The sequence below is a fragment of the Acidaminobacter sp. JC074 genome, assembly GCF_022496765.1.
Lineage (GTDB): Bacteria > Bacillota > Clostridia > Peptostreptococcales > Acidaminobacteraceae > JABXKX01.
In genome coordinates, this window is sequence record NZ_VANV01000008.1 from 68355 (window position 1) to 95184 (window position 26830).

Sequence of the window (26830 nt, forward strand, 5' to 3'; positions counted from 1 at the left end):
TCATTCTCCTTTTATCTCTATACCTAAAAAGGCTTCGTGGTTGCCGATATCAAATATTTTCGTGTCTTTATTTATAGCCCTGTAATCCGATTCTACTGGAAGACCGACTTCTAATAGATGTTCAGATCCTGGTAGCATTTGAAGACTGTTGCCCATGACTGTGTTTAAAATTTCCTTAAGCATTTCTGTACAGTACTCATGGCTAGAAGGCATATGAAAATCGTTCATGAGTCCATCTAATGTCTTGTGGTCCATTAAAAGGGTGATGGTACAGTCGTAAATGCCATTTAAGTCTAACTTGACACTATGAAGGTCATTGTCTAGATCATTGATGTTACAAATCCGGTAGCTCTCATTGTTTTTTGTCAGATAAAGCTCCATGGCATGTGTTAGAACTTCTGTTAATCTCTCCTTGGAGATATAGCCCTTGTAATAAGGCAACTTAAAAATATATCTGGTATGACTGTCATCTGATTCAATAAAAACTTTACCATTAAGTCTTTCTACTTCATACTTAACTGAAGCTAAACCTACACCACGACCGGACATATTGGTAACTTGATCACTGGTTGAAATATGCTGTTTAAATATGAGCATCATGATCTGGTCTTGAGTCATTTGGCTGGTATCAATGCCATTTCTTTCAGCTGTAGACCTTATCTTGTCAAGATCAATCTTTTGACCATCATTTTCTATGATTAAAACAATTTCATCTTGTCCTTCGATGACGCTTATTTGAATAGACCCTTGATAAGGCTTATTAAGTCCTAGTCTTGTATCACTTTCTTCAATACCATGATCCATCATATTTCTTATAACATGAATCAGACTCTTTGAAAAGTCCCTATAAATGTCATGATCAATAATAACCTGATCTCCTGTAATGCCTAGTGGATACATCGGTTTATTCATGCTTTCTGATAGTTCTTCTATATAAGGACCAAAAGATCTAAAGAGTTCAACTAGTGGTTTATACCTTAGTTCTTGTGCTTGTTTAAGAAGACTTGTCTTATCATCTCCTGAAAAGACTTTGACGATATTTCTTTCAAGCGCTATAAGTTTGTCTTTGTCTACAAGTATCTCATCTCTTTGATTAAGAAACTCTTTACCTAGGTAGTCATCAAACAAGTCTAAATCTTTGGTCATAACTTGGTCAAATCTAATCGCTTTGAGAATGCTCCTGTCGCTGTTGATACTCAGTATATCTTCAATTTCATGGAGTCTTTTAGCACTATGATGAAGTTTAACCTGGGCACATAAGCCTTTAAAGGTATGAATTTGTCTAAAAACTTCATTTATGGCGTCCTCAGTTTCCAGTAAAGCAGGCAGTGAACGCTCTATAAAAAAGTGATAATCGCTGACAACTTCCTTGATTTCATCTGCTTGAGAAAAAGCGCCTACTAGCATTTGTAAAACTTGCTTTTCTGACTCGAGTTTAGATTCCAGTGATTTTTTTTCGCTAATATCTGTTAAGGTGATGAAGTAAGCATAATCATCGTCCTTCATGATGTTAAAAGTCATATGAAGTGGTATATCAGAAATGACAACCTCATCAGGCAGCAGGGGAAGGTACATGTCTATTAAGTTGTCGTCTCCATTTTGAATATCCATCAGTATGTCTGATAAGAAGTCCCTTTGGTCTGTATTGTCTGGATAGACCAAATCTGGGAAGTTCAAATGTCCGATATCTTTCATAAAAAACTCGAGACATTTCTGACTGTATTCTGGATAAACAGACAAATCTTTGTTTAATAAAAGAAAACCTTGATCTGCATGGTCAAGTATTTTTTTCATGTCCATGGTTCTTCTTAAAAGGTCTCGTTGGAGATTGGATTTTTCATGAATACTTTCATTGTAATCCTCTTTAAGAAGCTTGTAGAGGTGAGAAATCTCTTGATTGGCTTTTTCGAGCTCAACGACTTTTTCTCTTAGTTCTGAGTCTAGTCTCTGTGTTTCAGTTGCATTAGAAATGACTTTTAAAAGGTCCTCATTATCCCACGGCTTTTCCAAGTAATAATAAAGGTTGAGTTCATTGATACATTTTATAGCACTTGATTTATCTGCATAACCTGTGAGAAGTATTTTCATACAAGAAGGATGGAGTGTTTGAGCTATTTTTAAAAACTCAAAACCATCTAGTTCAGGCATGATAAAATCAGATATAATCAAATCTATTTGTCTATTTTTTAAGTATTCATCTTCTAGTGCTTCTTTGGGATTGTTATAACATATAACTTCATAATCCAGCATCATTTCCAGTAGTGCAGCAAGTGTTGAGGTGATAAGCATATCATCATCCACAACCATTATTTTTTTACTCATATCTACCTCCAGATAATATATACCCATTTTACCAAAGAACATGCCCCTTAATAAACCGTAAGTCTACAAAAAAAGAAAATACCTGAGACAAAGCCTCAGGTACTTTCTGTATGTGAGTTAACTAATTAGGGGAATTGCTTAACTTATATGGGCGAATCAGCGAACAGATATCCTTGCCAGCTTTACAGTGATAACTGCAAAGACTACATGAGATGCAAGCTTTAAGATTGTATCTATCCAACTGAGATTCTAGACCTTTTTCTATAAGACCAGTCACTTTTTTTACAGGTAGGTTTGCCGGGCAGTGTACGTCACATGCGCCGCAGCCAGAGCAAAATGAATTTTTATAATGTGGGTATGACCCGATACCTATAAAGGAAAATGATTGATCAATTACATGATCGGGCTCAATAGGTTTCGCCTGCATGATACCCCCTGTAAAAAGACTATAGTCCTTGTCATCTATATAGTCTTTGACATAAGAACCTATGGTGACTTCTTTGATACAAGCATGACCAGTCGTCAAGTTACCGATTGTGATGTATCTTTTAAGGACTTTTTCTTTTAAGTAGACAGCCTTGTAAATAGCTAATACGGTCTGGACATTAAGGACAAGGATACCATTTTCACTCGGATGTTCTGTGTTTTTTATGTCTATGCCCAAGATGCTCTTGATAAGCTGTCTTTCTTCGCCAATGGGATAGGTGTCTTTTATGACCGCTTCATCATCATACTTATAAGATGTTTTACTAGCTAAGTAGGCTTTCTCTATTCCTGTACATGTCTTGAGTAGGTCAATGCCAAGACTGATTTCTTCTTTGTAGTTTTGTAAAAGCCATTTGTCATGTATAAGGCCTGGATCACATTCTACACCATTGATAAGGATGTACTTGTCACTTCTGTTTGCTGACATGAATGACATAATCTTATCGTAAGTAGAATAACCACTACCACCGTGTCCCATTATCTGGCTTTCTCGTATTCTACCCAGTATGTTGTCTGCACTTTGTTCAGGTTTCATGGCCCCATTTAATGGCGTATAAAACTCTTTATAGGGTGACCTGAGTCTTGTTTTTCTTCTGAGTATGCCAGCTGTATATGGAAATCTTATATCTATTAAGTAGCTTGTTAAGTTGATGAATAATATCATCAGACATAAGGCTTCTATGTTCCTGTAATATGAAAATACTATAAAGCTAAGGACAAAGCTTATAACGCCTATTAATGGCTTTGGTGAAACGGTTACAGGGTCTGTTATAATCAAACCACTCCATATGATGATGCCTGATGAGATATCTCCATGTTGAGATGCAATAAATCCTAAAATCATGCCTAGGCTAGAAAATGGCCTGAAAAACATAAAGGGAACCATTAAAGCTAGTCCTATGTATGTAATGGGATGACTGATAAAAACTGACTCAATGCCTAAAATCATTTTTAGAAATAAGATACCTGTGACAGCTGGATTAAAGATATTTTGTCCTGTTGTTCCAAATGCATACTTAAAGATCATAAGGGCAAGACTTATGCTTAGTAAGCCTTGTGATAAAGTTATGTTTGGATATACAGCGACAATAATGGCAACTGTCACAGCTGCTGATACACCACATTTAATGGTCTTAAGCCTAATCATGTTGGCAATTAAGTCAACAATCAGTCCGAATGTAACCAAACCAATGAAAATCATTAGACCAATAGGCCTTCTTATAAAATGTGGTATCAGATAAACTACAAGCACAAGAAAAATCAAAGTCATAAAGTGTTCGTTGGATACTTTCTTATGGTGTAGCGGAAATGATTTCATCACCTAACTCCAGCAATGAATCCATGAATTTTATGTAATGGAAAGGGGTTGATCATCATCTTTGGACAGGCAATAACTGCTTCAATATCCATGGACTTACACAAATCGAGTGTCTCTTGATCTACAGTTTTCTTACTATGAAAAAGTATTTTCTTGATGCCTCTACCTTGCAACTCCTGTACGGCATTTCTTGTGTTGTCTTTGTTTAATAATATGTAAGCACAGGCTGGTGTATGAGGTATTTGGTTTACATCTGTAAACACTTGATTGCCATCAATGTTAAACTTGCTTTTATTGACTGGATAAACTTGAATACCTGATTTGATAAAATCCTTATAGACACTTCTGCTGAAACTCTTTGGATCTCTAGAAACACCTATAAACAGTACTTGATCATCTGGGAAAAAATTCTTCTTTAAAATAGTCATAAGACCTCCTTATTTGATTGATTTGTAAGTATATCTTAACTGGCAATAGTATTTTTTACATCAACCGAAGGGTTGATTTTTGTCTGAAATAGTGGATTTAATCCTTGCAAACACTTATTATGAGTAGGCTTGTGTTATAATTAATCTGAAATGATGATGAGAGAGGCTGAAATGATAGAAAAAAATAAGATATTTGGAAGAGATGATGAAATAGGTGTCATCATGAGTCAATTTGACCATGTTATAAATGGTCAGTTTGTTTCGTGTGTCGTAACGGGAGAGGCGGGTGTTGGTAAAACCCATCTGCTTTTGCATGTTGCGAAAAAACTGAGACATCAAGAGGCAAGATATGTGTATGTTAAGTACAGTCATTCAAATACCAGTAGCTTAATGATTTTAGAGGAGATTATCCACCAGCTATGTAATTTTGTATTGATTGAAACTGAAGATAAGTTGCAAAGGGTTGTTAAGGCGGTTAAAAAGGAGAGGGCTGACTATGATGTTCTTTTAACTTCCATATGTCCTCAAGCAGAGAAACTCTTTGGTAAACATGAAAAGGTCAAAGTAGAAGATTACTATAAGTATGAATACACTTACCATAAGGCCTTCTTTACTTTCTTGGAAATTGTGTCAAAGGTCTTGTTTCCGCTTGTTTTGCATATAGATGACTTTCAATGGGCAGATGATGCGTCTGAAAGGATCGTTTCAAATGTAGGCTCATACACTAAAGATCTAAATATATTTTTGATGTTTTCACTTAGAAATGGACAAAATGATAAACTTGACCTGTTAAAGAGCTTGGAGGACAATACACTTTATCTGTCTTTAAAGCGTCTGAGCTTTGAAGACATGAAAAAATTTGTAAGGTCTGATCTATCCTACAAATTTGAAGATGAAAGCCATGTATTAGAAGAGGTCTATAGGTTAACTCTTGGCAATCCTTATTACATAAACCGCTTACTTGATCAATTTAAAGATCAATATAAGAGTAATCAGAACATACTCCAGGTTGAAAAAAAATTTTTTAGTGATAATAACTTGTCAGAAGAACTTTTAGAGTCGCTGGTTAATGATGTTTATACCAGTAGTCAAGAAGAAAAGCACTTTTTAGAGACCATGGTGTGTTTTGGTGGTAGGGTAGACTTAAAACTGATGCATCTGGCCATGGCAGATAGACAAGTCCATGTATCTAAGGTCATGAATAGATTGCAGGACTTGGGCTTTATATTTGAGAAAAACTCGGTTTTAACTTCTGAACATCATACCTATTGTTTTTCACATGACATCGTCTTTGATACGATTTTTAAAAGTATAGGCAGTGATGAGAAAGCTTGTATACATAAAAAAATTGCCTCTGTTTTAAGCGACTACTATAAAAGCAGCTATGATAAAACATATATTATTTTAACAGCTGAGCAAATCTTTTATTGTAAAGAGACGATAAAAGACCAGTACGACTTGGATATCTACATTGAAATTCTTTATGAAGCCGGAAAGATTTCTAAAGACAATACTATGATTGAAGATGCCTACAAATACCTTGAGATGTCCTTTGAACTTTTAGAAAGTAATAGACACATGCTTCAAAGAAAGAAACGTCTTGAAATCATGACACTTTATGCCGAAGCGATGTTTATTTGTGGTTATTATAGTGCTTCTGAAGATTTCTTTGACTTGATTATATCTAAGTTAAGTCATAGTCAGGATATCATAGATGTTAAAAAGAAGATGGTGATGCTCTATACAAGTACATCCTCTAGTGACAAGGTCATGGATGTATGTAAAGAGATCCTAGAAGACTTGGATTTTAAGTTAGATACCAGCCATCTTCAAGTAAAGCTTGTTAAAGAGATATTAAGGTTTAAAATGCTCTTTTCAAAGAAACGAATCGATATGATTGATTCAGATATAAAGTTTCATGATGATCAAATCAATCAGGTTGGTGAAATTTTAATACGTATGATTGCCATTGCAAATCTAACGGATGATAATCTCTTTGTATACCTTATATTAAAGTTGTGTAATTACTCTGTAAAACATGGCACATCAGAAAATGCCATTCCAGCCTATGCTGCAGGCAGCCTCTTGTTCAACAGCTTTCTTTCTAATGAAGAGTTAGCTTTAAAGCTTATGAAGAAAACAGAAGCTTTACTCGAAAAGACAGATAATAGTGGTATAAAATGTATGACAAACTTCATCCTTGGTAATTTCCTTGTTCATTGGCATAAGACGGCTGAGGAGGGAGCTAAGTACCTTCTAGATGCCATTGATTACGGCATTGAAGCGAAAGACCTCCAATATGCAGAATACTCTTATACGTCCATGATTGAAATGATGTACGCATCTGGCATTTCAATAAGTGATCTTCGACAGTACCTAAGAAAAATTGACGCTTATGATGAAAGAATGAAAAATGATATTGTCAATATCACCATAGACATGCTTGAAAATCATCTGGATGATTTGATTCATGGTGAGAAAAAAGCAATCGACCTTAAGCGCCATGATTTAATGCAAACTGTAACTCATACATATTACCGCTTGCATAAGGCCTTTCTTTTAGGTGATTACATGCATTGTCTATCTCTGGTCAAATACATAGAAAAACATAAAGACATGTATAAGGGCTATTATATGGAAGCGGATATTGAATTCTTTGTTCTTCTTACATACTTAGAAAATCATAAGGCGCTTTCAAGTAAAGAAAAAGTAATCAACAGGAGAAAAATTACAAAAGGACTAAGGAAGTTTGGCAGATGGACCACTTATTCAAGTAATCACTTCGGACGTTACATGATTTTAAAGGCAAGATACAAAGATCTATTTGGTAAAAAGGATTCAGAAAGTTTTTACGAAGAGGCTATCTTACATGCGGACAAACAAGATCAGCATATTGTATCAGCAGTAGGTAATATGCTGCTTTCCAATCATTATTCTAGAAATTCCAAGGTGGCAAATCTCTATATGAAAGAAGCCGTTTCTATCATCAACGATTGGGGTGCCTATGATATCTCTAAAAAAATATGCATAAGAGAAGGCTTAGAATTTGTATCACCATCAAATGAACATGATGAGGCTAATGATGTACAAAATCATGGTGATGTAGAAGAAGTAATCAAGAAGGAGAAAAGTCACTCAATCAACACAAAGTTGTTTGAGGCTCTTGACTTAGATGATTCACTCAAACATCTTTTAGAGGATTTGGATGTATCAGGCCATCTTAAGGCTGCCATATACATTAAAGAAAATGATTGTGTATATTTAACCCATAAGCTTGAAAACAATCAGTCTTTTAACTTAGAGAATGCCATAAAGCTTGATAATGTAGAAAATACAGCCATTAAAGTGATTCGGTATGTTGCTAGAACCAATAGTGAAGTTATGATTAAAGAGAAAGCGAAAAGTGCCTTCTTTGATTATGACGACTATCTTTCTTCTAAAGCCCATTATGCCATTATCTGTGCACCGCTTTTATATTCAAATGTTTATAGTGGCATTGTATACATTGAATCTGATAGAGACCATGGATTAGATGAAGGCCTTGTAGAGAAGATTCGATACTATTCATCTATGCTTGCTGCTAAGAATCTATCTCTTAAGAGTGGACTAGGTAAAAAACATGTTGATGAGCTTCCACTTACAAAAAGAGAATTAGATGTCTTTTTACATATCATTAAAGGGAAAACCAATAAGCAGGTGGGAGAGATCTTACATATATCACTTTCTACTGTAAAAACTCATCTTATCAATATTTACTCTAAACTAGAAATTAAAAACAGGGTTCAAGCTGTTGAAAAGGCAAAAGAGTATGACTTAGAAAAAAGCTCATAAATAAAATGTTTGAGGTAGATAAAATGATTCTGAGAAAAGCAAAAAAATATGAAGTGAATCTTTTAAACGAGTTGGCTTATGACTCTGAAGCCATTTGGGGTGAAGAGCGGGCATATATGGAAAAGTTCAGAGCCGAGTATAAGTTAACAGAAAAGATGGTTGATGAAGACTTGGTTTATGTTTTAGAGGATAAGTCGATTATTGGTTTCTTTCTAGTATTATTAGGTGAAGTACCTGAACTAGAACTCTTTTATATAGAAAAATCATTTATAGGCGATGGTTATGGAAAACTACTATGGCATATGATGCTTGATCTTTTAAGTGAAAAATCTATAAAGAGATTTGGACTGGTAGCTTCTAGTGATGTTAGAGACTTTTATCTTAAGTTAGGTGCTAAAGAGGTTGAAAGAAAAGCATCAATTTTAAAAGAGGGAAGAATGGTCTATAGACTTGAATATGATTTTTAAAATAAGCACTCAATCACAATGGATTGAGTGCTATTTCTAATTTAGAGAATCTATTTTTAGCCAAGTAGTTGCAACACTTGAAAATGGTAAACTTGTAATGTTAAGATTGGAGAGCTAAATGAGAAGTAAAATATGGCTGATATAATATTTAAGCGATAAAAATTACTAGCTAGTGAAAAATTGTACGCTATAAGTCTATTATTTTCTTTACAAGGTTTGGTTTAGCAACTCCTATAATCTGTATACTTTAAAATTAAAAAAGAAAGCGTTTACACAAACAAAAATAATAAATAGACTTGTCAAAGTATATACTTCGTGTTAATATTTTAACAAAGTGAGGTGGGTTATGAGTGAGATGATGAATAAAGATAGGTCTAAAGAGTGTAAAGCTTTCTGCCCAGAGTGCGGAAGTGACTTGTATTTTTCTAAAGAGGGATGTTACTGTAAAGGAAGTTTTCAAAAGAATTCCACATGTACTTGGATATGCACAAACTGTGCACCTAGAATGGCTGTGGCAAAATAGGAAGCAAAAAACTTAATAGAGAAAAATCAGTGTTAACGAATATATGGAATATCATTTTTTTAATAAAGAATGATATTTTTATTAGTTGCAAAAGAATGTTAAATATATAACGATTTCTATTTGATTTTCTATAATAAACGGTATCTTATGAGCATATGTGAAAAAATGTGATTATCAATCCATATATTGTATTTAGAACCGTGGTGTGGTAAAATTTAAGAAGGTATTTCTTCTTTTGAAAGAAGAAGTATTTTGTCGAAATTTGTCTAAGAGAAACATCAATAAAAGTGGCCTGTTCTTTGAACAGGTCATTTTTATTTGCCTACAATTATTAAAAATTGAGTTATTACTTGTCCAAATCTTATAGATATTTTCATTATATTGTATAATTTAATTGGTTGAATATGTAATTAAAAGGAGGTAAGCATGCATAAGTGTCCCAAGTGTGGTCATGAAAGCTTTTCAAAATCAATTAAGTTGTCTCATGGACCTGCTTTATCTAAAGAATGTGAAAACTGTCATGCACAAGTATCTGTTCCGTATTGGTCGGCATTAATTATGCCCTTGACCTTAACTAAATTATTTATACTCAATCGATTGCATTTGCCAAGATGGTTGCGTTTGCCTATACCAATTTTAGCTTTTACCTTTGCCCTATTTGTCTATTATAAATATGTACCTCTGATAGTAAAGCTTCAAGAAGGTGAAGAAGGTTATATGCGTCAGAAGATAGCTAATGCTGTTATTTTTATTCTTAGTATCAGCTTGATGTGTTCAGTATTTTACTTTTCATAAGATGGAGGATTAAATGAGAAAATTATTACTGTTATTTTGTGTTGTATGCTTGTTTGCCTGTTCAGAAAATCCATATACTGAAAAAAATTTATTAGAAGACTATGGAGCAGAATATCCTATTTTATATATCCTAAAAGAGGTATTTGTACTTGATCAGACTCCGGTAGAAGTAGTAATTTCGCAAATAGGACTGACTATTAAGTTTAAAGAAACAAATATGCAAGAGCTAGGAATTTTATCTGAAGAGATACTCAGTCAATCAGAAAACGTTGAACTTATCCAATTAAGTGAGTCTGAAATACACCTGAGTACTTTTAATCAATCATTAAAAGTGCTTAATGAAGACGATATCATGATTGTTTCCCTTTCTTCTACGACAGAGGATGAAAAAGCTTCAGCTCTCTTAACAGATCAGGATAAAAAGTCTATAGAAGAAATCTTGAAGATATTGTTTACAATTCGCGAAAGCGATTATTTCTATACACTAGAGGATTACTTCAATGCAGTGGATAGATCAGTCTTAGTAGAGGAACATTTTTTAGTAAAACCACATAGCTATACAGGCACTCATACACCAGGGGGTTCCTTTTATTTTGATGATTATTTTTGTACAACAGATGTAAAAGATGTTGAATTAGATGTAAGAGAAACTTCAAATGAAGATCAGTTGGTATGTAATTATTCATTTATGATGACTTCTAATTTTATGGCATTTGAAGATGTACCTTTTGAAGGTAGAGTTACTGGCGAAATGACTCTCGTTAGAGTTGATGATAGCTACAAAGTAAGTCATTTAAATGCGAGGACAAGAGAGTATAACAAAGGCCTTCTTGACCATATAGAAAAGCATCATATCGATAAAAGTAAAGATGGGTATTTAGAGTACTTAAAGTCGAAATTAGCTGAAAAAATCTATTTAGGTCAAGAGACTTATCAACTTTCAAATGCTGATGATGTAAATAACATCCTTGTGTTTGAGGATAAAACGATAAAGATAGGTTATAAAGATGGAGAGATTGTACATTCGTTTACTTATTCAGATCTGGATTATGATACTTTTGAAAATAGCATTGTTTTTTATATTATAGAAGAGATGGATTTATTAGATGAAAGTGAGTATAAAGTTACAGAGGTAGATTACACAAATAAGCTTTTTATCAAAAAAGGGGAAATCGTATATTATCATAAATACGGCAGTGATGACATGGTTGAAAGTCACTGGCCTTACGCCTTTGAAGGTGACTACTTTTTGATTACGGATGATGAGGGGATTGTACCTGTATTAACGATTATGGACAATAGATTTAACTTTTCATACGATCCTTTGAGCAGTTATTTTAACACAGGCTGCTACTCTATTAGGGGAGACAAACTTATCTTGAGAACAGATGATGAGAAATATCATTATTCTTTTAAAGTAGATGGGTATGACTTAAGGTTCTTAATGGACGAATCATCTTCGGTAACACCAATATCTGAGATGGGTCCTCATATTGAGAATCAATCAATATTTTCACATTTAAAACGAGATTAAATGGAGAAAGGCAAAAGGTTTATCTCTATAGATTATAATACTTTCATCTCTTGTTTTTATAGAAGAACTAAGTTTGTAACGATTCATCATTAAATAGAGATATAATGAGTTCAAATACATACTGATTGATTATATCGTATAAATGAAGCTTTAAATCAAGTGAACGTATGGATTGAAGACATACATGTGTCAAATGTACTTCTATCTCTATGTTGTGAAGAATATGATTGGACTTTAGAAGAAAATCTTATTTATCTAGGATAAAGTGAGGAAAAATGAAACGATTAATATTATTTATATTTTTGACTGTTATCATCTTAACTGGCTACTCATTCTTAGTATCTGAGTTCTCGGGTCTAGATATAAAAATCACCAATGAGACGGATCTTGAGTTGAAAAACTTGAAAGTGAAAACATTAGAAGGGAACGATTATCCTATCAGCAGTATTTTACCAGGTGAATCTTATTCCATAGAAGGATATTATTATGAGTCTCAAATAGATGATGCACTTTTGTTAGTATATGAGGATTATAATCAAAACGAACATAAGGAGATTCTCCTTGGATATTTAGGTGGAGTCTTTTCAGCTGAGTTTGATGTGCGAATAAGAAGCGTTGATAAAGATGGTATACTTGAAATTGATGTAGATATAGAGTTTTAAGAACAGTATATAATTTGGAGGTATGATGAAAGCAAGACCAAATAAAGCCCTTTTACTTATAGGAGTTTTGATACTTTTAATGACCTTTAGACCTATGATGTATAGATCTTTTGGATGGTTTGATACAGCCTATACCAAGCTTATCTATGAAGCTGAAACATCTTATACGCAGAAAGAACTGAAATTACATCTTTCTGTAATAAGTGACTTTAATGAAGATGAAATAGAGGTTACGATAAATGAGGGGACAGTCGAGTTTAAAATGCCTTATCTAGAGCCGTCTTTGTCACCTATGGTTCAGTCAAGACTTCTTGACCTACTTAAAGAACCTGTAAAAAGCAGTCATGTTATTAGGTCTCTTCCGATATATTATAAAGAAAGATCAAAACATACAACAATAGCACTTGATGGGTATTTTGTTTTATTTCTTGTGGGTGTATTAATGGTAATTAGCTATATTGTGTTAAGTCAAAAAGACAGGTATATGGAAGTTGAATAGATGATGGATATTCTCGGCAACGTGATATCATGTCATAAACCAATTAGATTATTCTTTATATTTTCTTATATTTGTGAAATGTTATAATTGTGATAGCATGCTAGGGAGGAATTATGGACTATAAGCTTATACAGGTAGGACAAGACAATTATCATCACTTTGATGACATGGTTTATTGGAGAATCAACGGGAGAGAAAGATCTCATCAAGATAAATTAGAAAGCATAAAGAATTTAATCATTCCTAAAGCGCTTTTTAATGAAAACTTTTATGTCTATGCCATAGAGATAGACAATCGTTTTGCTGGATGGATTTCTTTGATTTATTTGCCTAAGGTAGGCAGGAAGGACTTTAATGGCTTTGTTTATGTGGATGAGCTGTGGGTTCAAGAATCCTTTCGAAGGATGGGATTTGCAAAACTTCTAATGAAACAAGCAGAAGAACTATCAAGTAGGCTTGATACAGTGGGGATTCGATTAGGGGTAAATGTAAATAACCCAGGTGCTAAGGTCTTATATGAAGCATGTGGTTATGAGACTACTGGTCAAGCTTATACAATGGAAAAGAGATAGTACATAGAATAGAAGAATCATAATGGAGAAGTTAAATGCGAATACATATAGTAGGGGCTTCAGGTGCAGGTTCTACAACACTGGCTAATGCTCTTTCAAATCAGTTAAATATTAAAGCGCTTGATTCAGATGATTACTTATGGCTTAAAACAGAGCCGCCTTTTCAGACTAAACGTGACTTGTCTAAAAGAGTAAGCATGTTAGAAAATGATTTTAAAGTGTACCAGTCATATATCTTATCAGGTTCCATATATGATTGGGGAGACGAACTCCTAGAATGCTTTGATTTGATAGTTTTTCTGTGGCTACCACCTGAAATCAGGATCAAAAGACTCATCAACAGAGATTATGAGAGATATGGTGATCTGATAGAAGTGGGTAATGCACATTATGACATGCACAAGGCTTTTATAGACTGGGCTTCTATGTATGACCAAGGTGATACAAATATAAGAAGCAGAAAGTCACATGAACTGTGGCTGAAAAAAGCAACTTGTAAGGTCTTAAGAATAGAAGGGGACTTTGAAGTGGATAAAAAGATTGAGATGATACTAGACTTTATAGAAGGTGATTCATGCAAATAAGAAATGCTGTTAAAGCAGTAATAATTGAAGAGGATAAAGTACTTTTGATCAAACATCAAGGAAACTATTATACTTTTCCTGGTGGTGGACAGGACCACAATGAATCAATTCATGAAGCTTTAAAGAGAGAATGTTTAGAAGAAATCGGTGCTCAGGTAGAAGTCAATGAGCTTATTTACATCACAGAGTATATGGCTGATAGACATGAAGGTTCAATTCACCAAGCAGGTTTTCATCAAGTGGACCTTTTCTTTCGTTGTAAAAGAGTCAGTGGTTTTAATAATCCAGTAGAAATAGATGACACACAAGTAGGCTTTGAATGGGTTGATTTAGACCAGCTAGAGGCTATAGCTTTATATCCCTTAGCCATTAGGGATAGACTTATGGAAGTGGATGATGATAAAAGATTTTATTTAGGTGTTGTTAGATAAAAGGAGTTAAGATGGACTTTAATCAAATGAATAAAAGACATTGGGACAAGGCGTCTTTGGTACATTTAAATGCACCTAGGGGCTATTATGATATAGAAGGCTTTAATAGGGGTGGTTTATCTTTAAAACCCGTGCATATTAAAGAGCTTGGTGATCTTAAGGGAAAGAAAATACTTCATCTCTTATGTCATATTGGCTTAGATAGCCTGTCGTTAGCAAGACTGGGTGCTAGCGTGGTTGGCGTTGATATCTCTGAAAATGCAGTTGATATAGCCAAGGAACTTTCAGAGAAAAATAAATTAGATGCAAGATTTATTTGCACTGATGTATATGGTCTTAAAGATGTCCTTGAAGAAGATTTTGACATTGTATTTGCCAGTCATGGGGTTACTTGTTGGTTAAAAGATTTAGATGAGTTTATGTCTATGGCTTATAGTTACTTAAAGCCTGGTGGTTTCTTTTATTTAATGGACGGTCACCCTGTCAGTATGATTATGTCAAATGAACCAGACGGTGAAGATATAAGAGTTGCTGGTACTTATTTTAAAGAGAATACTGAACCGAGTTTTTATGAAGGCTCAGAAGACTATGCAGATAAGGAAGTTATTATAGATGCACCAACTTATGAATGGCATTATACAGTAAGTGATATCTTAAACTCAGTAGGACAAAGCGGCTTAAGATTGACTTCATTTAATGAACATCCATTTTGCGATGATACTTATTATGTGGGTATGAAAAAAGATTCAGATGGTTGGTACAGACTAAATAATGAAAGCAAGTTGCCGCTGATGTATTCATTAAAGGCTATTAAATAATAGAGGTGTTATGACAACAATATATGATAGAGCAGAGATATACGATTTGGCCCATACAGACAAAAAAGAACAAGTCCTAAGAGACTTTTATTCTGGCTTATTTAAAGATAAGCACATTAAAGATATTTTAGATGTATCCATAGGTAGTGGCAATTTAAGTCTTTCTTTACTTGATATCGGTTACAATCTATCTGGTTCTGATTTAAGTGAAATCATGCTAGACAGGTGTAAACAAAAGGCTAAAAAGAGACAAGTAGACTTAGATCTTAGACAAGCTGATTTTAGAAAGGTAAGCTCTGTCTTTGATAAACAGTTTGATCTAGTTATGAGTACGGGTAATTCCATTCCTTATGTCAAAGGAGATGATGTTTATACAACCTTGTGTCAGATGGACAAGCTTGTTAAGGCTTTTGGTTATATTTACATAGACTTAAGAAACTGGGACAAAATTGTGAAGGAAAAACAGAGATTTTATCTCTATAATCCATTCTTTCATAATGAGACAAGAGTGAATGTCATACAGGTGTGGGATCATCATGAAGACAAATCTATAACCTTCAATATTCTATACACCTTTGAAAAGGACAATAAGATTTATCAAAAGGAAATATTTGAAGAGCATTATCATCCGCTTTTTAGAAATGATCTGATAAAAATGATTAAAAACCTTAATTATGAAATTATTGACATGGCTATGTTTCCTAAGCTAAGAGACATGCCTGTAGATCAAGTGGATTGGTATTTTATTTTAGCCAAGAAAAACATGTGATTCTGATATTTGGAGTAAACAATGGAGTTATTATACATGATAATAATGGGCATGTTTGTAATTGTAGCGAGTATATACATGACCTATTTGGGGATAGCATCTTCTTTTCCAGAAATACTTAAAAGTAAATCTAAATCATTTAACAGAAAAAAACATCTACTAGCTTATATATTATTCGCTGGAAATACATTAGCTTTTTACTCAGTATTTACTCAAGATGTAAACTTGGCTGTGATAGCTTTTCTACAGGTTGTATTTAGTTCTATTTTGGTATGGAGATACCTTGTTTTAAAGAGAAATGATGACAAGGCTGATTATTAGGGGTATGATGTAAATAGGGGGAAATACATGAATATTAGAGAAGGCTACATGCCGTTTAAAAACCACAAGACCTATTATAGAATTGTAGGTGAAAGTAAAGAGGGAAAGAAACCATTGGTTTTACTTCATGGTGGACCAGGATCTACCCATAACTATTTTGAGACACTTGATAGGCTGTCTGAAATGGATAATAGAATGATTGTTATGTACGACCAGATAGGTTGTGGTAATTCTTACATAGAAGGACATGAAGAATATTTTAATGCTGAAACTTGGATAGAGGAATTAATCGCACTAAGACAACATTTAGGCCTTGATGATATCCACTTACTCGGCCAATCATGGGGTGGTATGCAGGCTATATGGTATGCCATAGAATACAAGCCAAAAGGTATTTCATCGTATATCTTATCTTCTACTTTATCATCAGCAAAGTTATGGGAAGAAGAGCAACACAGAAGAATAAAGTATATGTCAGAAGAACATCAGACGGCATTAAAAGAAGCGCTGGAGTCAGGGAATTATGAGAATCCTGCTTATCTAGAAGCTTTAGATGTCTTTATGGACAATCACTGTGGCCCTACAATTACAGAGGATTCTCCAGAATGCTTAACAAGAAAGAAGGTATCTGGTAAGCTAGCCTATGTAACTGGTTGGGGACCGAATGAGTTCACACCAACTGGCACGCTCAGTGGTTATGAGTTTACAGATAGACTTCATGAAATTAAAGAACCTTGTCTTATTACAAATGGCCAAAGAGACTTATCTTCACCACTTATAGCAAAAGTTATGTATGACAATATAAAAAATGCTGAGTGGGAGTTGTTTCAGTTCTCTAGACATATGCCTTTTGTAGAAGAGAATGATAAATACATTAAAGTATTAATTAAATGGCTCAATAAAAATGATAAGTAACATGAAAAAAGCTTGGTTTGCCAAGCTTTTTTATATAGAGGATGGATCATCGTTGACATAAAGTTCTGTAATAACCATATAGTACTTAAAGGATAGTTGAATGACGTATTTGACACAAAAGTTTATCCAGTCATTATTTGATATTTCTTTGTTGCCGTATATAGTTCCATCAGTAAAGCCATAGGATTTTAAATGACCAAGTGCTTGTTTGACGGTCTTAGCCTTAACAAAGGTGCATATATAAGTGGCATCCTTAAATAGATAAGCGCAGGCTAAAAACCGATTATAGTCAGGAAACTCTTTTGCATATAACTCTTTAACATGAAAGACTTCATCCAGAAGTTGCTTTTTCAAGTCTTCACTTGGTTGAAAGTTTTGCTTGAACACCTCATCTGAAAGTTCTGCTAAATGATCAAGAAACTTGAATTTCAAGTTTTTTAGTAAATAATCATTTGAAGGTATTCTACTCTTACTTATTTCGTTTCCTATATGGCTGGTTATAAATTCAAATCCAACGAAATCTAAGATGCTATCACGCATATTTGTCTCCTTTGTGCGAACTACTAAGAGAGGATAACTAGTAATGAAAATGTAGTCACTATTTATTATTTACCCTTGACGATTAAACTAAATCTTTAAATAAGTTGAAAGGACTTTATTCAAAGAAAAAAGAAGCTTGAAAGCTTCTTAGTCTAAGTCAAAACGACGCTTTGTTACATAGGATAAATCAACGGTTTGATACCATTTATAGCCCTTATTTAGTCCATCTTCTAGACTGGTGTTTGGTACGAATAGACCATCTATTTTAAGTGAGCTTGTATCGAAGAATAAATCAATGTTTGCAAAAGGAAACTTTTGTCCATTAGAGAAGGCCTCATCATCAGTGATTCTTTTAATGACCGCATTGTTTCCAACAGCTCTTTCACCTGCTTTGATCCATCTGGTCCAGTTAATCTTATCTTCATGAGCAAGGTTATAGGCTTTATTTATTGAAGCCTTATTATCTAAACAGCTGTAAAAAACTTGTGCTAGGTCGTGAACGTAAATAAATTGTACATGACACTTATCTTCTAAACTGATGATTTCACCTTTTTTAATAGATTCAAACAAGTAGGCATCTCTATAAATATCATTGAATTCACCATAAATGTAAGTTGGTCTGAAAATAGTAACAGGAACCTGGTGCTTAAGTAAATATTCTTCCGCTAAATATTTATTATAGCCATAATCGTTTGGATATACAGGATCTTTGCCTCTTGGATGATCTTCATAAATTGTCTTGCCTTGTTCAAGGTTGATGTAAACAGAACCTGTTGAGCACATAACAAATCTTTTTAAGTTGGATGTATCTATGGCATCTAAAAGCATCTGAACATCTTTTTCAAAATAAGGCGTTACATCTATGACATAATCATAAGCACCAGTGAGCTTTTTTAGATCGTGAGGATTTCTTCTGTCCCCTATAATATGTTCATGGATACCTTTATAGTCAAGAGGATGACTACCTCTTGTAAATATGTCTACTGTATAGCCTTTGTCAATACCTGTCATAGCAACAACTTTACTGACAAAACTGGTTCCACCCATAATAAGTACTTTCATGATTGCCTCCTATATTTCTTCGATTAATCTTTCTATTTCTTCTACACAAACATCTATATCTTCATAGGTGGTTTTATAGGAGCATAGACTGATACGCATGATATCTTTGTTCATCCATTTAGCACCACCTAACCACATGACACCGGACTTTTGAATGGCATCAATAAGCTTTAAGGTAGCTTCATTAGATTGATACCTTGCAATAATTTGATTAAAGTGAATATGATTTAGTATCTCAAAGCCGATTTGACTGAGTTTATTGGCAAAGTATCCAGCCTTTATATGCATTTCATAAACCATTTCACCAATGCCTTGTTTGCCTAAACCTTTTAGGGTAGACCATAAGTCAATGGCTCTAGCTCTTCTTGACATTTCAGGGCTATACATCATGCCATCTCGGTCCTTACTTTTTATGATGTAAGATCCAGACATCTGCATAGATTCTACAAAAGACCTTTCATGACGGCATATAACAATGCCATTGTCATAGGGTGCGTTAAGTGTTTTATGACCATCTACCGACCATGAATCTGCAAGTTCAATGGCTTTAGTAGAATCAGCAAATCTTTCATCTGCCATTGCCCATAAGCCAAAAGCACCATCAACATGGATCCATGCCCCTGTATTCTTTGCCTTTTCAAAAATCTTTTCCATAGGATCAAATGCCCCTGAAGAGACGTGACCTGCTTGGGCAATAATCAGCGTTAAATCGTCAATATCCTCTAAAAGTTCGGCTTGCATGCGTCCTTGATCATCTGCAGGAATTGTCCTTACCATATCTGACCCAAGTCCAGCAAGAGAGAGGGCCTTGTAAACAGTAGAATGAGCACCTGCACCGACAATCACTTTAATTCTTGGTAGTTCATTTAAACCTTGTCTAATAGGGTCATATCCTTTTTTACTGAGAAGATAGTTTCTTGCCGCACATATACCAACCAGTGTAGCTGTTGAAGAGCCACTAACATAACCTACTCGAGATTGGTCAGGCAGGCCAAGTAAATCAAGAAGCCATTTTTCGACAATAGACTCTATTTTAGATGCAATTGGAGATAAGACAAACATAGCAGGATTTTGATCCCAGGTATCTGCTAACCATTTTGTTGGCAGTGAAGATGGAATAATGGAACCGCATACAAAGCCAAAGTATCTGCCACCTGTTTGAGCGACTGTTGCAGGTGAGCCGTATTTGTTCAGTAGCTTTAAAATCTCCATTGGTTCCTCTGGATTGTCATTAAGTGGTGTATCTAGGATATTTAAATCAGCAATGGCATGTTCAGTAGGATAGACCCGTCTATCCGTAATAGATTCGTGGTAGACTTGTGCATATATCTTAGCTTGTTCTAATGTTTCAGAGATATCTTGTTTTCGTATTTTATCCATAATAGGACTGATATATTTTTCCATAGTGCCTTCCTTTCTGTTTATCTTAAGTCTATAATGAAAATATGAGTGGTACAATAGTTGTATTGTATGGCATACAAAGGAGAGAAAATGGTTGAGTATTATGGTCATCAAATAGAATGGCTACCAAGAATCGATAAAAGTCAGAAGGGCCTTTATAGACAGATTGCTGAGAGCATAAAAGAGGATATTGAAAAAGGATTACTTAAAACTGGAGACAAATTACCGCCACAAAGATTGATTGCAGATTACTTTGAAATTAATCTTTCTACGGTTACTAAAGCTTATAAGTACTGTGAAAGCAAAGGCATAATCCATGGAGTAGTTGGAAAGGGGACCTTTGTCAGCAACTCATCAGGGATTCCTTCCTATATTTTTGAAGGCCATGAATCATGCCAGCATGATCTTGGTATGCTTCATCCCTTATACTGTACAAATGACAGATTGATAGATGATATCAATCAGCTGATGCCTCATTTTGATAGGGCTTATATGTATCAGTATGCCAATGTTTCGGGTGGGCTTAAACATAGATACATTGCTGCTAAATGGTTAAGTAAGTTAAAAATTGAAGCTATCCCTGAAAAAATCGTTATAACATCTGGAGCACAGAATGCACTTTTTGTTGTCTTAATGGCTGAGTTTAACAGAGGGGACTATCTTATTGTAGACCACATGACCTATGTAGGTGTCTTAAGTACTTGTAAACAACTGGGCATTCATTTACTTGCTGTAGAAAGCGATGAAGAAGGTATAAGGATGGATACTATTCAGGACTTATTGCCTAAATATCCTGTAAAAGGCATCTATTTAATTCCAGATTGTCATAATCCAACTACACGGGTTATGACCTTAAAAAGAAGAAGAGAACTTGCAGATGTTATATTAGAACATCAACTGGTCTGCATAGAAGACAGTGAGTTTAGGTTTTCAACAGATTTATCATTGCCAACTCTATACCAGCTTGCAGGTGACTTTACTTATCATATTAATAGTTTGTCTAAACTTTTAAACCCTGGATTTAGAATTGCCTACTTGCTCATGCCTAAAAAGGCTGATATTCATCAAATAGAGCTTACAATGTCTAATGTTATCTTTATGGCTTCATCCATTACAACAGAGATGATTGCCTCTCTTCAGTCTTCTGAAAAACTAGATGAGATATTAGAAATCAGATTAGATGAATTAAAAAACAGAAATCGGATATTTGATGAAGTGTTTGAAATCACCAACAAAGAGGACAAGTGTTTTATGTATCGTTATATAAATTTAAATGACTTAGGTGAATTTGATATAGAAGGCTACCTGTTGAAAAAAGATATCAAAGTGTTTGCATCTGAGCGATTTATTGCAAGTGAGTCAAACCATAAAAAGGGCATAAGGATTTCCTTATCGAACTCTAATAATATAGAAGAGCTTAAGAAGTCACTGGAACACCTTAAAGAGTGTTTAGATGACTTTGGTAAAACGTATAAATGAGTTATACAGTGCAAATGATGAAAGGATAAATTATGAGTCGTACAACGCAATCAATTAAAATGCTTGGTTATCTACAAGCTCACAAACATGAATACAAAAGTTTATTAGAGATCAGTGAATTTCTAGAAGAAAAAACGACTAGGAATGTGCGCAATTATAAAAATGAAATTCATGATGCAGGTTATAGTATACTATCTAAAAAAAATACAGGCGGTGGTTATAAACTCGAGTCAGATTGCACCCTTTATCAACCTAATCTAACCAAGGATGAAAAACTTGCCCTTTATGATCTTCATAAAATCGTTAATTTAGATAAGGCAAATGTAGGATCGAAAGATACTTTTTCTGCTTTAACTAAAATAATTGCAAGCTTTGACAAAGAAGAGCTAGAATCTAACTTAGATGTGATTCAAACACATTCAGAAATGAAATCCAGTGTTGAGTTAAATGATTTTTATACAAAACTGCGTCTTGCTGTTGTATATGGATATAAAATAGAGGCTAAGTATAGGTCAATAAAAAATAATCACTTAAAAGATGATGAGCTTTCTAAAAAAATGATTAATCCCTATGATTTGGTTAGAGTAGATGGCAACTGGTACTGTGTAACCTTTAGCAATAAGCTTCATATGACGATAGCTTATAAACTCAATCGTTTTGTAGAAATTGAAGTTACAAATGAAACTTTCTGGCGAGATCCAAAGTATAATCTTTCTAGTGTCATTGACGAGTTGGGATTGATAGATGACAAACAGATGCAAGCCAGAGTAAAACTTGAGTTGAAAAATGAAGCCATACAAGGGATTACAGAAAATCCAGTTGGTATCGTTCATAGAATGGAACCTATGGGAGACCGTTTAATATATGAAGCCGATATTCGAGGTGATTACAAGATACAAGAACTCTGTTTAAAATATGGTCCAGATTGTACTGTGCTTGGACCAAAGAAAGTCAAAGATAGGATGGATCATTTAATTAAAGAGATGTATAAGAAGATATCAACTGATTAGTTGATATTTTTTTATTTCGAATAAATAGTGACACGTATATGGTCACTGAGTTTGATACAGTATATATAAACTTGTTCTTTGAAAACTAAATAAATCGGCGAATAAATAAAGGAGGTCAAATGTATTATAGAGTAAATGTAGGTATTGAAAGACTTTATTTTGATTATTTGGAGTTTATCCGTGATGATGATTTTTACATTATGTATGTTTTTAATAGTTTTAAGTCTACTGAGATTAAAAGGGGAGAGTTACTAAGTATTTCACCTAGAGGATCAATTGAGATGATTGTAAAGACTAGTAATCCTATCGAGGAATCTGCTGTTAGTGAAATGGTAAGAAAAACCTTATCAACATTACAGGGCAGAAAAAAGAAGAATGATATTTTAAGAAATCATGAATCGATTAGACAAATAAGTATGAAGCCTATAAAAAAAAGTGAGGCTGCCTATGTGATCAAAGAAAACCATTACAATAGGTTGAGACGATTAGAATCAGATTTAAGACATCCCCATTTAAGATATTACAGATTGATACGTTCTATGCTGAAAAGACTTGGCCCAGATCATCTTTTAAAAGTACTACCAACTTTTTCGATAGTGATGAAAAAGGACAACATGTCTGATTATTTTAAGAAAGCTTTGTTCTACTTGTTTGTAAAGAATTATTTCACCAAACATCGTTTAATCTTTAAACACAACTTGAATAGATTTGATGCAGAAATAATGATTTTTAAAAACTATGATGTTGGTAAGATTCTTATAATTGATAAGGAAAATGATTTTTTTGACAGGCATAAGGTTAAAGACCTTTTTAAAGTGAACAATCGTCATGCCTATATACTTGAGACTGATGATGTAAAAGATATAGAGAATGAGGATTTTCATTTTAGAATAAGCCAGAAAAAAGATGCTGTGACTCAGGTTCTTGAAAAACATGTTATTGATGAAACCATGAAAGAACTTAATCAAATGATTGGTCTAAATAAGATGAAGGAGACTGTAAAAAGAATTCTTGTCCATCAATATGTCAACCAAATTCACCATGATTCTGGTGAATCTATTTCAAATCACTTCGCTTTTATGGGTGGACCAGGTACAGGTAAGACAACAGTAGCAAGGCTCTTATCCTCTTATTTTTACAAGCTAGGACTTTTATCAAAAGGTCATACTGTAGAGGTGGACAGGGGACAACTGGTTGGTGGCTATGTTGGTCAAACAGCCCTTAAGACCAGTAATATATTAAAGAAGTCTCAAGGCGGTGTGCTTTTTATAGATGAAGCCTACAGTTTGTATGGTGAAGGAAGAGATTATGGTATTGAAGCCATTAATACAATTACCAAACATATGGAAGATCATCGACATGACTTTGTTACAATCTTTGCAGGTTATAAAAAGCCCATGGAAAAAATGATGACCATGAACGAAGGACTGAAAGGTCGTATCAACCACCATATCATTTTTGATGCCTATTCATCACATGAAATGTGTTTGATATTTGAATCCATGTGTGATAAAGAAGGTTTTAAATATGAAGAGAGCCTAGTAGAAAACTTACATGATTATTTTGAAACGCTAGAAGATACCATGAAAAATGGTCGTCATGTAAGACAAATCTTTGAGTCGGTTAAGGAGACATATGCTTATAGGATTTATGAGACAAATGATACAAAATCAATTAAAAACTTAAAAGTAAAAGATTTTATTAAACCCTATCATGAAAAAGCTCATGATAAAGTCATTGGATTTAGGAGGTCAGTATGAAGAAGATAATTTGTATACTTGTAATGCTTATGATGGTGTCTTTTGTATATGCAGAGGATACAGGCTTTGTTGATTTATCAGAAGAACACTGGGCTTATGATGAAATCAAACTGCTAAAGGAAATGCAAGTCTTATCAGGGTATGAAAGTAGAGAGTTTAAGCCCGATGAACATGTGACACGTGAGGAGTTCGCAGTTATGTTAAGTAAAGTGTTTGGTTTATCTAGTGACAGTTACTTGCCAACGTTTTCTGATGTAACGCCAGACAGGTGGTCTTTTGACTATATAGAAGCTTCAAAAGATTATTTAACAGGTTATTATCCATATGGAGGTAAGCCTTTTTACCAGCCAGGTATCTATACAAGCAGGGAGGATGTAACGGTTGCATTAATTAGAGCCTTAAACTTAGATAACGAGACTAATGTATCTTTAGCTTTTACTGATACAGATGAAATATCTAGAAATATGAGACCTTATATTGCAACTGCAGTTAATGAGCATTTGATATCTGGCTATGAAGATAATACTTTTAGACCGCAAAATCCTATTACAAGAGCTGAAATTGCCATACTGCTTCATAAAGCTTTAAAGCAGTCCAATTTCTCACAGAAGTTTGTATTAGAAGTTGAACTGCCAAAAGAAACACCATTTGACAAAGTTGTTGTGGTTGGTAAAACACATCCAGATGCTGACGTAAGTGTAAACGGTTATTCTGTAACCAATAACAAGGGGACTTTTTCAGGAATCTATCATTTTGATCATGGAGAGGGAGACTATGATATAGAAATCATCTCTAAGATGCCGGATGGTCGTATCAAAAAAGACCTTAGACAAGTGACTTATAAACTACCTGAAGGATACTTTGATATTGTTTTAGATGAACGTTCAGAAACGGATGAAATATATGCCAGAGGGTCTATATTCAACTTTAATTATGAACATTCGATTTACATTAATAATGAATCTGTCTACATAAAAGGTGATGGTAATTGGGATAAGAAGTTAAAGCTTGAAGTGGGTGAAAACAGTTTTAGTTTTGAAATGGTTGACCCTTTTGGTGTTAGACATAAAAAGGGAAAAATCGTTACCTTTAACCCGACTGGACCAGAGATATCTATTTATAATGTATTTGACCAAACCACACAGAAGAAGTTTACCTTGTCAGGTATGGTAAAAGATAAACTTGATAATGGTGTCAAACTTTACATCAATCAAAAACCTGTAAGTGTATCAGGAGGACACTTCTCTAAGATTTATGAGCTTAAAGAGGGAGATAATGAATTTCATCTGACAGCTGTTAACAAATATGGTGTCCAGTCTGAGGAATCCTTTACTGTAGACTATCAACTTTCTAGTACTGAGATTCTTGACTTGACTTATCCATCTTCTACAAGTAAGGATAGGATTTACTTGGAGTTTACTTGTATCAATGAATCACAAGAAGATTTTTCGCTTTACTTAAATGGAGAATATCATAATCACCTGACAAGTTTCTCTGGTGATAGGTCTGAAAAAAAGTATCAAATGAAGCTTGATCTAAAGCCAGGTGACAATACTTTTATAATAGAAGTTAATACAAACGGCAAGATTGAATCAAAAGAGATATCGATTGAGTACATGCCTCCTGTACCTAGTATAGAAATTCTAAGTGTTGACGAAGAAACCTACTATGTCAGTGTTCAAACAAGTGATGATTTAAATGCCTTTTTAAATGGTGAGAAAATACAGCAAACAAGTCGCTCGTCTGTAAACGACGACTATTATCTGTACTATTACGCACTTGCCTTAAAAGATGATGAAAATACCTTTAGAGTGATGAATGCACTGGGCTTAGAAGCAGAGATAAACTTAAGTAAGATAAAAGGAGAAGACCATGATTGATAAAATTATTAGAAAGATAAATGAGGCTGCAGATCTGGATGTTTTAAATGAACTTGTCGTTGTCATTAATGTGATGATTAGCCTCCACGAAATAGGGAAAAATGAAGGACTATTAGCTTTAGAAGAAGCTCTTTATAAACCAAATATCAAGTCTTTAGAGTGTTATGATTTTCTTGAGGAAGCTGTCATGATGATTGTAGATGGCTTTGATCCGATAGAGGTAGATGAATGCCTTCACTATCTTATGCATTCCAGTGCTAAAGAAGAAGAAGATTATCTGATTTATCATATTATTAGTACAAGTGTCTTAAAAATCCAGAAGGGATGCAATACTCGTATCTTAAAGAAGTCTTTAGTTTCACATATCAGTTTTGACAATAGAAAACTAGTTAGGAGCCCATTGTTTATAGAAAGGTAGAAAGT

Annotated in this window: 24 protein-coding genes; 18 read left to right on the top strand and 6 right to left on the bottom strand. The window is 34.1% G+C overall.

Annotation, left to right across the window (positions count from 1 at the left end; genetic code table 11):
• From EZV73_RS09765 to EZV73_RS09775, 3 genes are all read right to left on the bottom strand, one after another.
• Nucleotides 1-2322, bottom strand: coding sequence for a response regulator (locus tag EZV73_RS09765; protein WP_240840111.1), 2322 nt, complete (start codon nt 2320-2322; stop codon nt 1-3).
• A 121-nt stretch (nt 2323-2443) separates the two neighbouring features.
• A complete protein-coding gene (locus EZV73_RS09770; RefSeq protein ID WP_240840112.1) occupies nt 2444-4126 on the bottom strand; it encodes an RnfABCDGE type electron transport complex subunit D in 1683 nt (560 codons plus the stop codon).
• Nucleotides 4126-4554 carry a CoA-binding protein gene (locus EZV73_RS09775; protein ID WP_240840113.1) on the bottom strand — a complete coding sequence of 143 codons (429 nt, stop codon included), beginning with the start codon at nt 4552-4554 and terminating at the stop codon, nt 4126-4128. The genes EZV73_RS09770 and EZV73_RS09775 overlap by 1 nt, the downstream gene beginning before the upstream one ends.
• A 171-nt stretch (nt 4555-4725) precedes the next feature.
• Between EZV73_RS09775 and EZV73_RS09780 the strand changes: the two genes are divergently transcribed.
• From EZV73_RS09780 to pepI, 13 genes are all read left to right on the top strand, one after another.
• Nucleotides 4726-8385: a helix-turn-helix transcriptional regulator gene (locus EZV73_RS09780; protein ID WP_240840114.1), complete on the top strand. Its 3660-nt coding sequence runs from the start codon at nt 4726-4728 to the stop codon at nt 8383-8385.
• Nucleotides 8386-8408: 23 nt separating this feature from the next.
• Complete coding sequence (locus tag EZV73_RS09785) at nt 8409-8852, top strand: GNAT family N-acetyltransferase (protein WP_240840115.1); 444 nt, start codon at nt 8409-8411, stop codon at nt 8850-8852.
• 949 nt (nt 8853-9801) lie between these two features.
• Complete coding sequence (locus EZV73_RS09790) at nt 9802-10170, top strand: hypothetical protein (protein ID WP_240840116.1); 369 nt, start codon at nt 9802-9804, stop codon at nt 10168-10170.
• Between the two features lie 13 nt (nt 10171-10183).
• Nucleotides 10184-11704, top strand: a complete 1521-nt coding sequence (locus tag EZV73_RS09795) for a hypothetical protein (RefSeq protein WP_240840117.1) — start codon at nt 10184-10186, stop codon at nt 11702-11704.
• Between the two features lie 275 nt (nt 11705-11979).
• Nucleotides 11980-12366: a hypothetical protein gene (locus EZV73_RS09800; protein WP_240840118.1), complete on the top strand. Its 387-nt coding sequence runs from the start codon at nt 11980-11982 to the stop codon at nt 12364-12366.
• 25 nt (nt 12367-12391) lie between these two features.
• Nucleotides 12392-12865 (top strand): hypothetical protein, encoded by a 474-nt coding sequence (locus EZV73_RS09805; RefSeq protein ID WP_240840119.1) that lies wholly within the window; start codon nt 12392-12394, stop codon nt 12863-12865.
• 113 nt (nt 12866-12978) lie between these two features.
• Nucleotides 12979-13437 carry an N-acetyltransferase gene (locus EZV73_RS09810; protein ID WP_240840120.1) on the top strand — a complete coding sequence of 153 codons (459 nt, stop codon included), beginning with the start codon at nt 12979-12981 and terminating at the stop codon, nt 13435-13437.
• A 35-nt stretch (nt 13438-13472) separates the two neighbouring features.
• Complete coding sequence (locus EZV73_RS09815; protein WP_240840121.1) at nt 13473-14021, top strand: AAA family ATPase; 549 nt, start codon at nt 13473-13475, stop codon at nt 14019-14021.
• Nucleotides 14012-14452 (top strand): NUDIX domain-containing protein, encoded by a 441-nt coding sequence (locus EZV73_RS09820; RefSeq protein ID WP_240840122.1) that lies wholly within the window; start codon nt 14012-14014, stop codon nt 14450-14452. Before EZV73_RS09815 ends, EZV73_RS09820 begins: the two co-directional genes overlap by 10 nt.
• An 11-nt stretch (nt 14453-14463) precedes the next feature.
• Nucleotides 14464-15270, top strand: a complete 807-nt coding sequence (locus tag EZV73_RS09825; RefSeq protein WP_240840123.1) for a bifunctional 2-polyprenyl-6-hydroxyphenol methylase/3-demethylubiquinol 3-O-methyltransferase UbiG — start codon at nt 14464-14466, stop codon at nt 15268-15270.
• Between the two features lie 10 nt (nt 15271-15280).
• Nucleotides 15281-16039, top strand: coding sequence for a class I SAM-dependent methyltransferase (locus tag EZV73_RS09830; protein ID WP_240840124.1), 759 nt, complete (start codon nt 15281-15283; stop codon nt 16037-16039).
• 21 nt (nt 16040-16060) lie between these two features.
• The gene (locus EZV73_RS09835; RefSeq protein WP_240840125.1) at nt 16061-16360 is read left to right on the top strand and encodes a hypothetical protein; all 300 of its coding nucleotides are present in this window, start codon (nt 16061-16063) and stop codon (nt 16358-16360) included.
• Between the two features lie 27 nt (nt 16361-16387).
• Nucleotides 16388-17275, top strand: a complete 888-nt coding sequence (pepI, locus tag EZV73_RS09840; RefSeq protein ID WP_240840126.1) for a proline iminopeptidase — start codon at nt 16388-16390, stop codon at nt 17273-17275.
• Nucleotides 17276-17305: 30 nt separating this feature from the next.
• Here the strand turns inward: pepI and EZV73_RS09845 are convergent, their stop codons facing one another.
• The 3 genes from EZV73_RS09845 to EZV73_RS09855 form a co-directional block, all read right to left on the bottom strand.
• Nucleotides 17306-17815 (bottom strand): hypothetical protein, encoded by a 510-nt coding sequence (locus EZV73_RS09845; protein WP_240840127.1) that lies wholly within the window; start codon nt 17813-17815, stop codon nt 17306-17308.
• A gap of 147 nt (nt 17816-17962) precedes the next feature.
• Nucleotides 17963-18877: an NAD-dependent epimerase/dehydratase family protein gene (locus EZV73_RS09850; protein WP_240840128.1), complete on the bottom strand. Its 915-nt coding sequence runs from the start codon at nt 18875-18877 to the stop codon at nt 17963-17965.
• 9 nt (nt 18878-18886) lie between these two features.
• Nucleotides 18887-20281 carry an aminotransferase class V-fold PLP-dependent enzyme gene (locus tag EZV73_RS09855; RefSeq protein WP_240840129.1) on the bottom strand — a complete coding sequence of 465 codons (1395 nt, stop codon included), beginning with the start codon at nt 20279-20281 and terminating at the stop codon, nt 18887-18889.
• A gap of 87 nt (nt 20282-20368) precedes the next feature.
• Here EZV73_RS09855 and EZV73_RS09860 point away from each other — a divergent pair, with 87 nt between their 5' ends.
• From EZV73_RS09860 to EZV73_RS09880, 5 genes are all read left to right on the top strand, one after another.
• Nucleotides 20369-21757, top strand: coding sequence for a PLP-dependent aminotransferase family protein (locus EZV73_RS09860; RefSeq protein ID WP_240840130.1), 1389 nt, complete (start codon nt 20369-20371; stop codon nt 21755-21757).
• Between the two features lie 32 nt (nt 21758-21789).
• Nucleotides 21790-22767, top strand: coding sequence for a YafY family protein (locus EZV73_RS09865; RefSeq protein WP_240840131.1), 978 nt, complete (start codon nt 21790-21792; stop codon nt 22765-22767).
• Between the two features lie 119 nt (nt 22768-22886).
• The gene (locus tag EZV73_RS09870) at nt 22887-24527 is read left to right on the top strand and encodes an AAA family ATPase (RefSeq protein ID WP_240840132.1); all 1641 of its coding nucleotides are present in this window, start codon (nt 22887-22889) and stop codon (nt 24525-24527) included.
• Nucleotides 24524-26407, top strand: a complete 1884-nt coding sequence (locus EZV73_RS09875; RefSeq protein WP_240840133.1) for an S-layer homology domain-containing protein — start codon at nt 24524-24526, stop codon at nt 26405-26407. Before EZV73_RS09870 ends, EZV73_RS09875 begins: the two co-directional genes overlap by 4 nt.
• The gene (locus EZV73_RS09880) at nt 26400-26825 is read left to right on the top strand and encodes a hypothetical protein (protein WP_240840134.1); all 426 of its coding nucleotides are present in this window, start codon (nt 26400-26402) and stop codon (nt 26823-26825) included. Before EZV73_RS09875 ends, EZV73_RS09880 begins: the two co-directional genes overlap by 8 nt.
• The last annotated feature ends 5 nt before the right edge of the window (nt 26826-26830 follow it).

What these genes read in the sequence shown, in the direction of transcription:
- EZV73_RS09870 (WP_240840132.1), top strand. Translation starts at nt 22,887, where the DNA reads ATGTATTATAGAGTAAATGTAGGTATTGAAAGACTTTATTTTGATTAT.
- EZV73_RS09815 (WP_240840121.1), top strand. Translation starts at nt 13,473, where the DNA reads ATGCGAATACATATAGTAGGGGCTTCAGGTGCAGGTTCTACAACACTG.
- EZV73_RS09820 (WP_240840122.1), top strand. Translation starts at nt 14,012, where the DNA reads ATGCAAATAAGAAATGCTGTTAAAGCAGTAATAATTGAAGAGGATAAA.
- EZV73_RS09810 (WP_240840120.1), top strand. Translation starts at nt 12,979, where the DNA reads ATGGACTATAAGCTTATACAGGTAGGACAAGACAATTATCATCACTTT.
- EZV73_RS09795 (WP_240840117.1), top strand. Translation starts at nt 10,184, where the DNA reads ATGAGAAAATTATTACTGTTATTTTGTGTTGTATGCTTGTTTGCCTGT.
- EZV73_RS09880 (WP_240840134.1), top strand. Translation starts at nt 26,400, where the DNA reads ATGATTGATAAAATTATTAGAAAGATAAATGAGGCTGCAGATCTGGAT.
- EZV73_RS09850 (WP_240840128.1), bottom strand. Translation starts at nt 18,877, where the DNA reads ATGAAAGTACTTATTATGGGTGGAACCAGTTTTGTCAGTAAAGTTGTT.
- EZV73_RS09845 (WP_240840127.1), bottom strand. Translation starts at nt 17,815, where the DNA reads ATGCGTGATAGCATCTTAGATTTCGTTGGATTTGAATTTATAACCAGC.
- EZV73_RS09775 (WP_240840113.1), bottom strand. Translation starts at nt 4,554, where the DNA reads ATGACTATTTTAAAGAAGAATTTTTTCCCAGATGATCAAGTACTGTTT.
- pepI (WP_240840126.1), top strand. Translation starts at nt 16,388, where the DNA reads ATGAATATTAGAGAAGGCTACATGCCGTTTAAAAACCACAAGACCTAT.
- EZV73_RS09860 (WP_240840130.1), top strand. Translation starts at nt 20,369, where the DNA reads ATGGTTGAGTATTATGGTCATCAAATAGAATGGCTACCAAGAATCGAT.
- EZV73_RS09800 (WP_240840118.1), top strand. Translation starts at nt 11,980, where the DNA reads ATGAAACGATTAATATTATTTATATTTTTGACTGTTATCATCTTAACT.
- EZV73_RS09835 (WP_240840125.1), top strand. Translation starts at nt 16,061, where the DNA reads ATGGAGTTATTATACATGATAATAATGGGCATGTTTGTAATTGTAGCG.
- EZV73_RS09765 (WP_240840111.1), bottom strand. Translation starts at nt 2,322, where the DNA reads ATGAGTAAAAAAATAATGGTTGTGGATGATGATATGCTTATCACCTCA.
- EZV73_RS09805 (WP_240840119.1), top strand. Translation starts at nt 12,392, where the DNA reads ATGAAAGCAAGACCAAATAAAGCCCTTTTACTTATAGGAGTTTTGATA.
- EZV73_RS09875 (WP_240840133.1), top strand. Translation starts at nt 24,524, where the DNA reads ATGAAGAAGATAATTTGTATACTTGTAATGCTTATGATGGTGTCTTTT.
- EZV73_RS09865 (WP_240840131.1), top strand. Translation starts at nt 21,790, where the DNA reads ATGAGTCGTACAACGCAATCAATTAAAATGCTTGGTTATCTACAAGCT.
- EZV73_RS09825 (WP_240840123.1), top strand. Translation starts at nt 14,464, where the DNA reads ATGGACTTTAATCAAATGAATAAAAGACATTGGGACAAGGCGTCTTTG.
- EZV73_RS09855 (WP_240840129.1), bottom strand. Translation starts at nt 20,281, where the DNA reads ATGGAAAAATATATCAGTCCTATTATGGATAAAATACGAAAACAAGAT.
- EZV73_RS09830 (WP_240840124.1), top strand. Translation starts at nt 15,281, where the DNA reads ATGACAACAATATATGATAGAGCAGAGATATACGATTTGGCCCATACA.
- EZV73_RS09770 (WP_240840112.1), bottom strand. Translation starts at nt 4,126, where the DNA reads ATGAAATCATTTCCGCTACACCATAAGAAAGTATCCAACGAACACTTT.
- EZV73_RS09785 (WP_240840115.1), top strand. Translation starts at nt 8,409, where the DNA reads ATGATTCTGAGAAAAGCAAAAAAATATGAAGTGAATCTTTTAAACGAG.
- EZV73_RS09790 (WP_240840116.1), top strand. Translation starts at nt 9,802, where the DNA reads ATGCATAAGTGTCCCAAGTGTGGTCATGAAAGCTTTTCAAAATCAATT.
- EZV73_RS09780 (WP_240840114.1), top strand. Translation starts at nt 4,726, where the DNA reads ATGATAGAAAAAAATAAGATATTTGGAAGAGATGATGAAATAGGTGTC.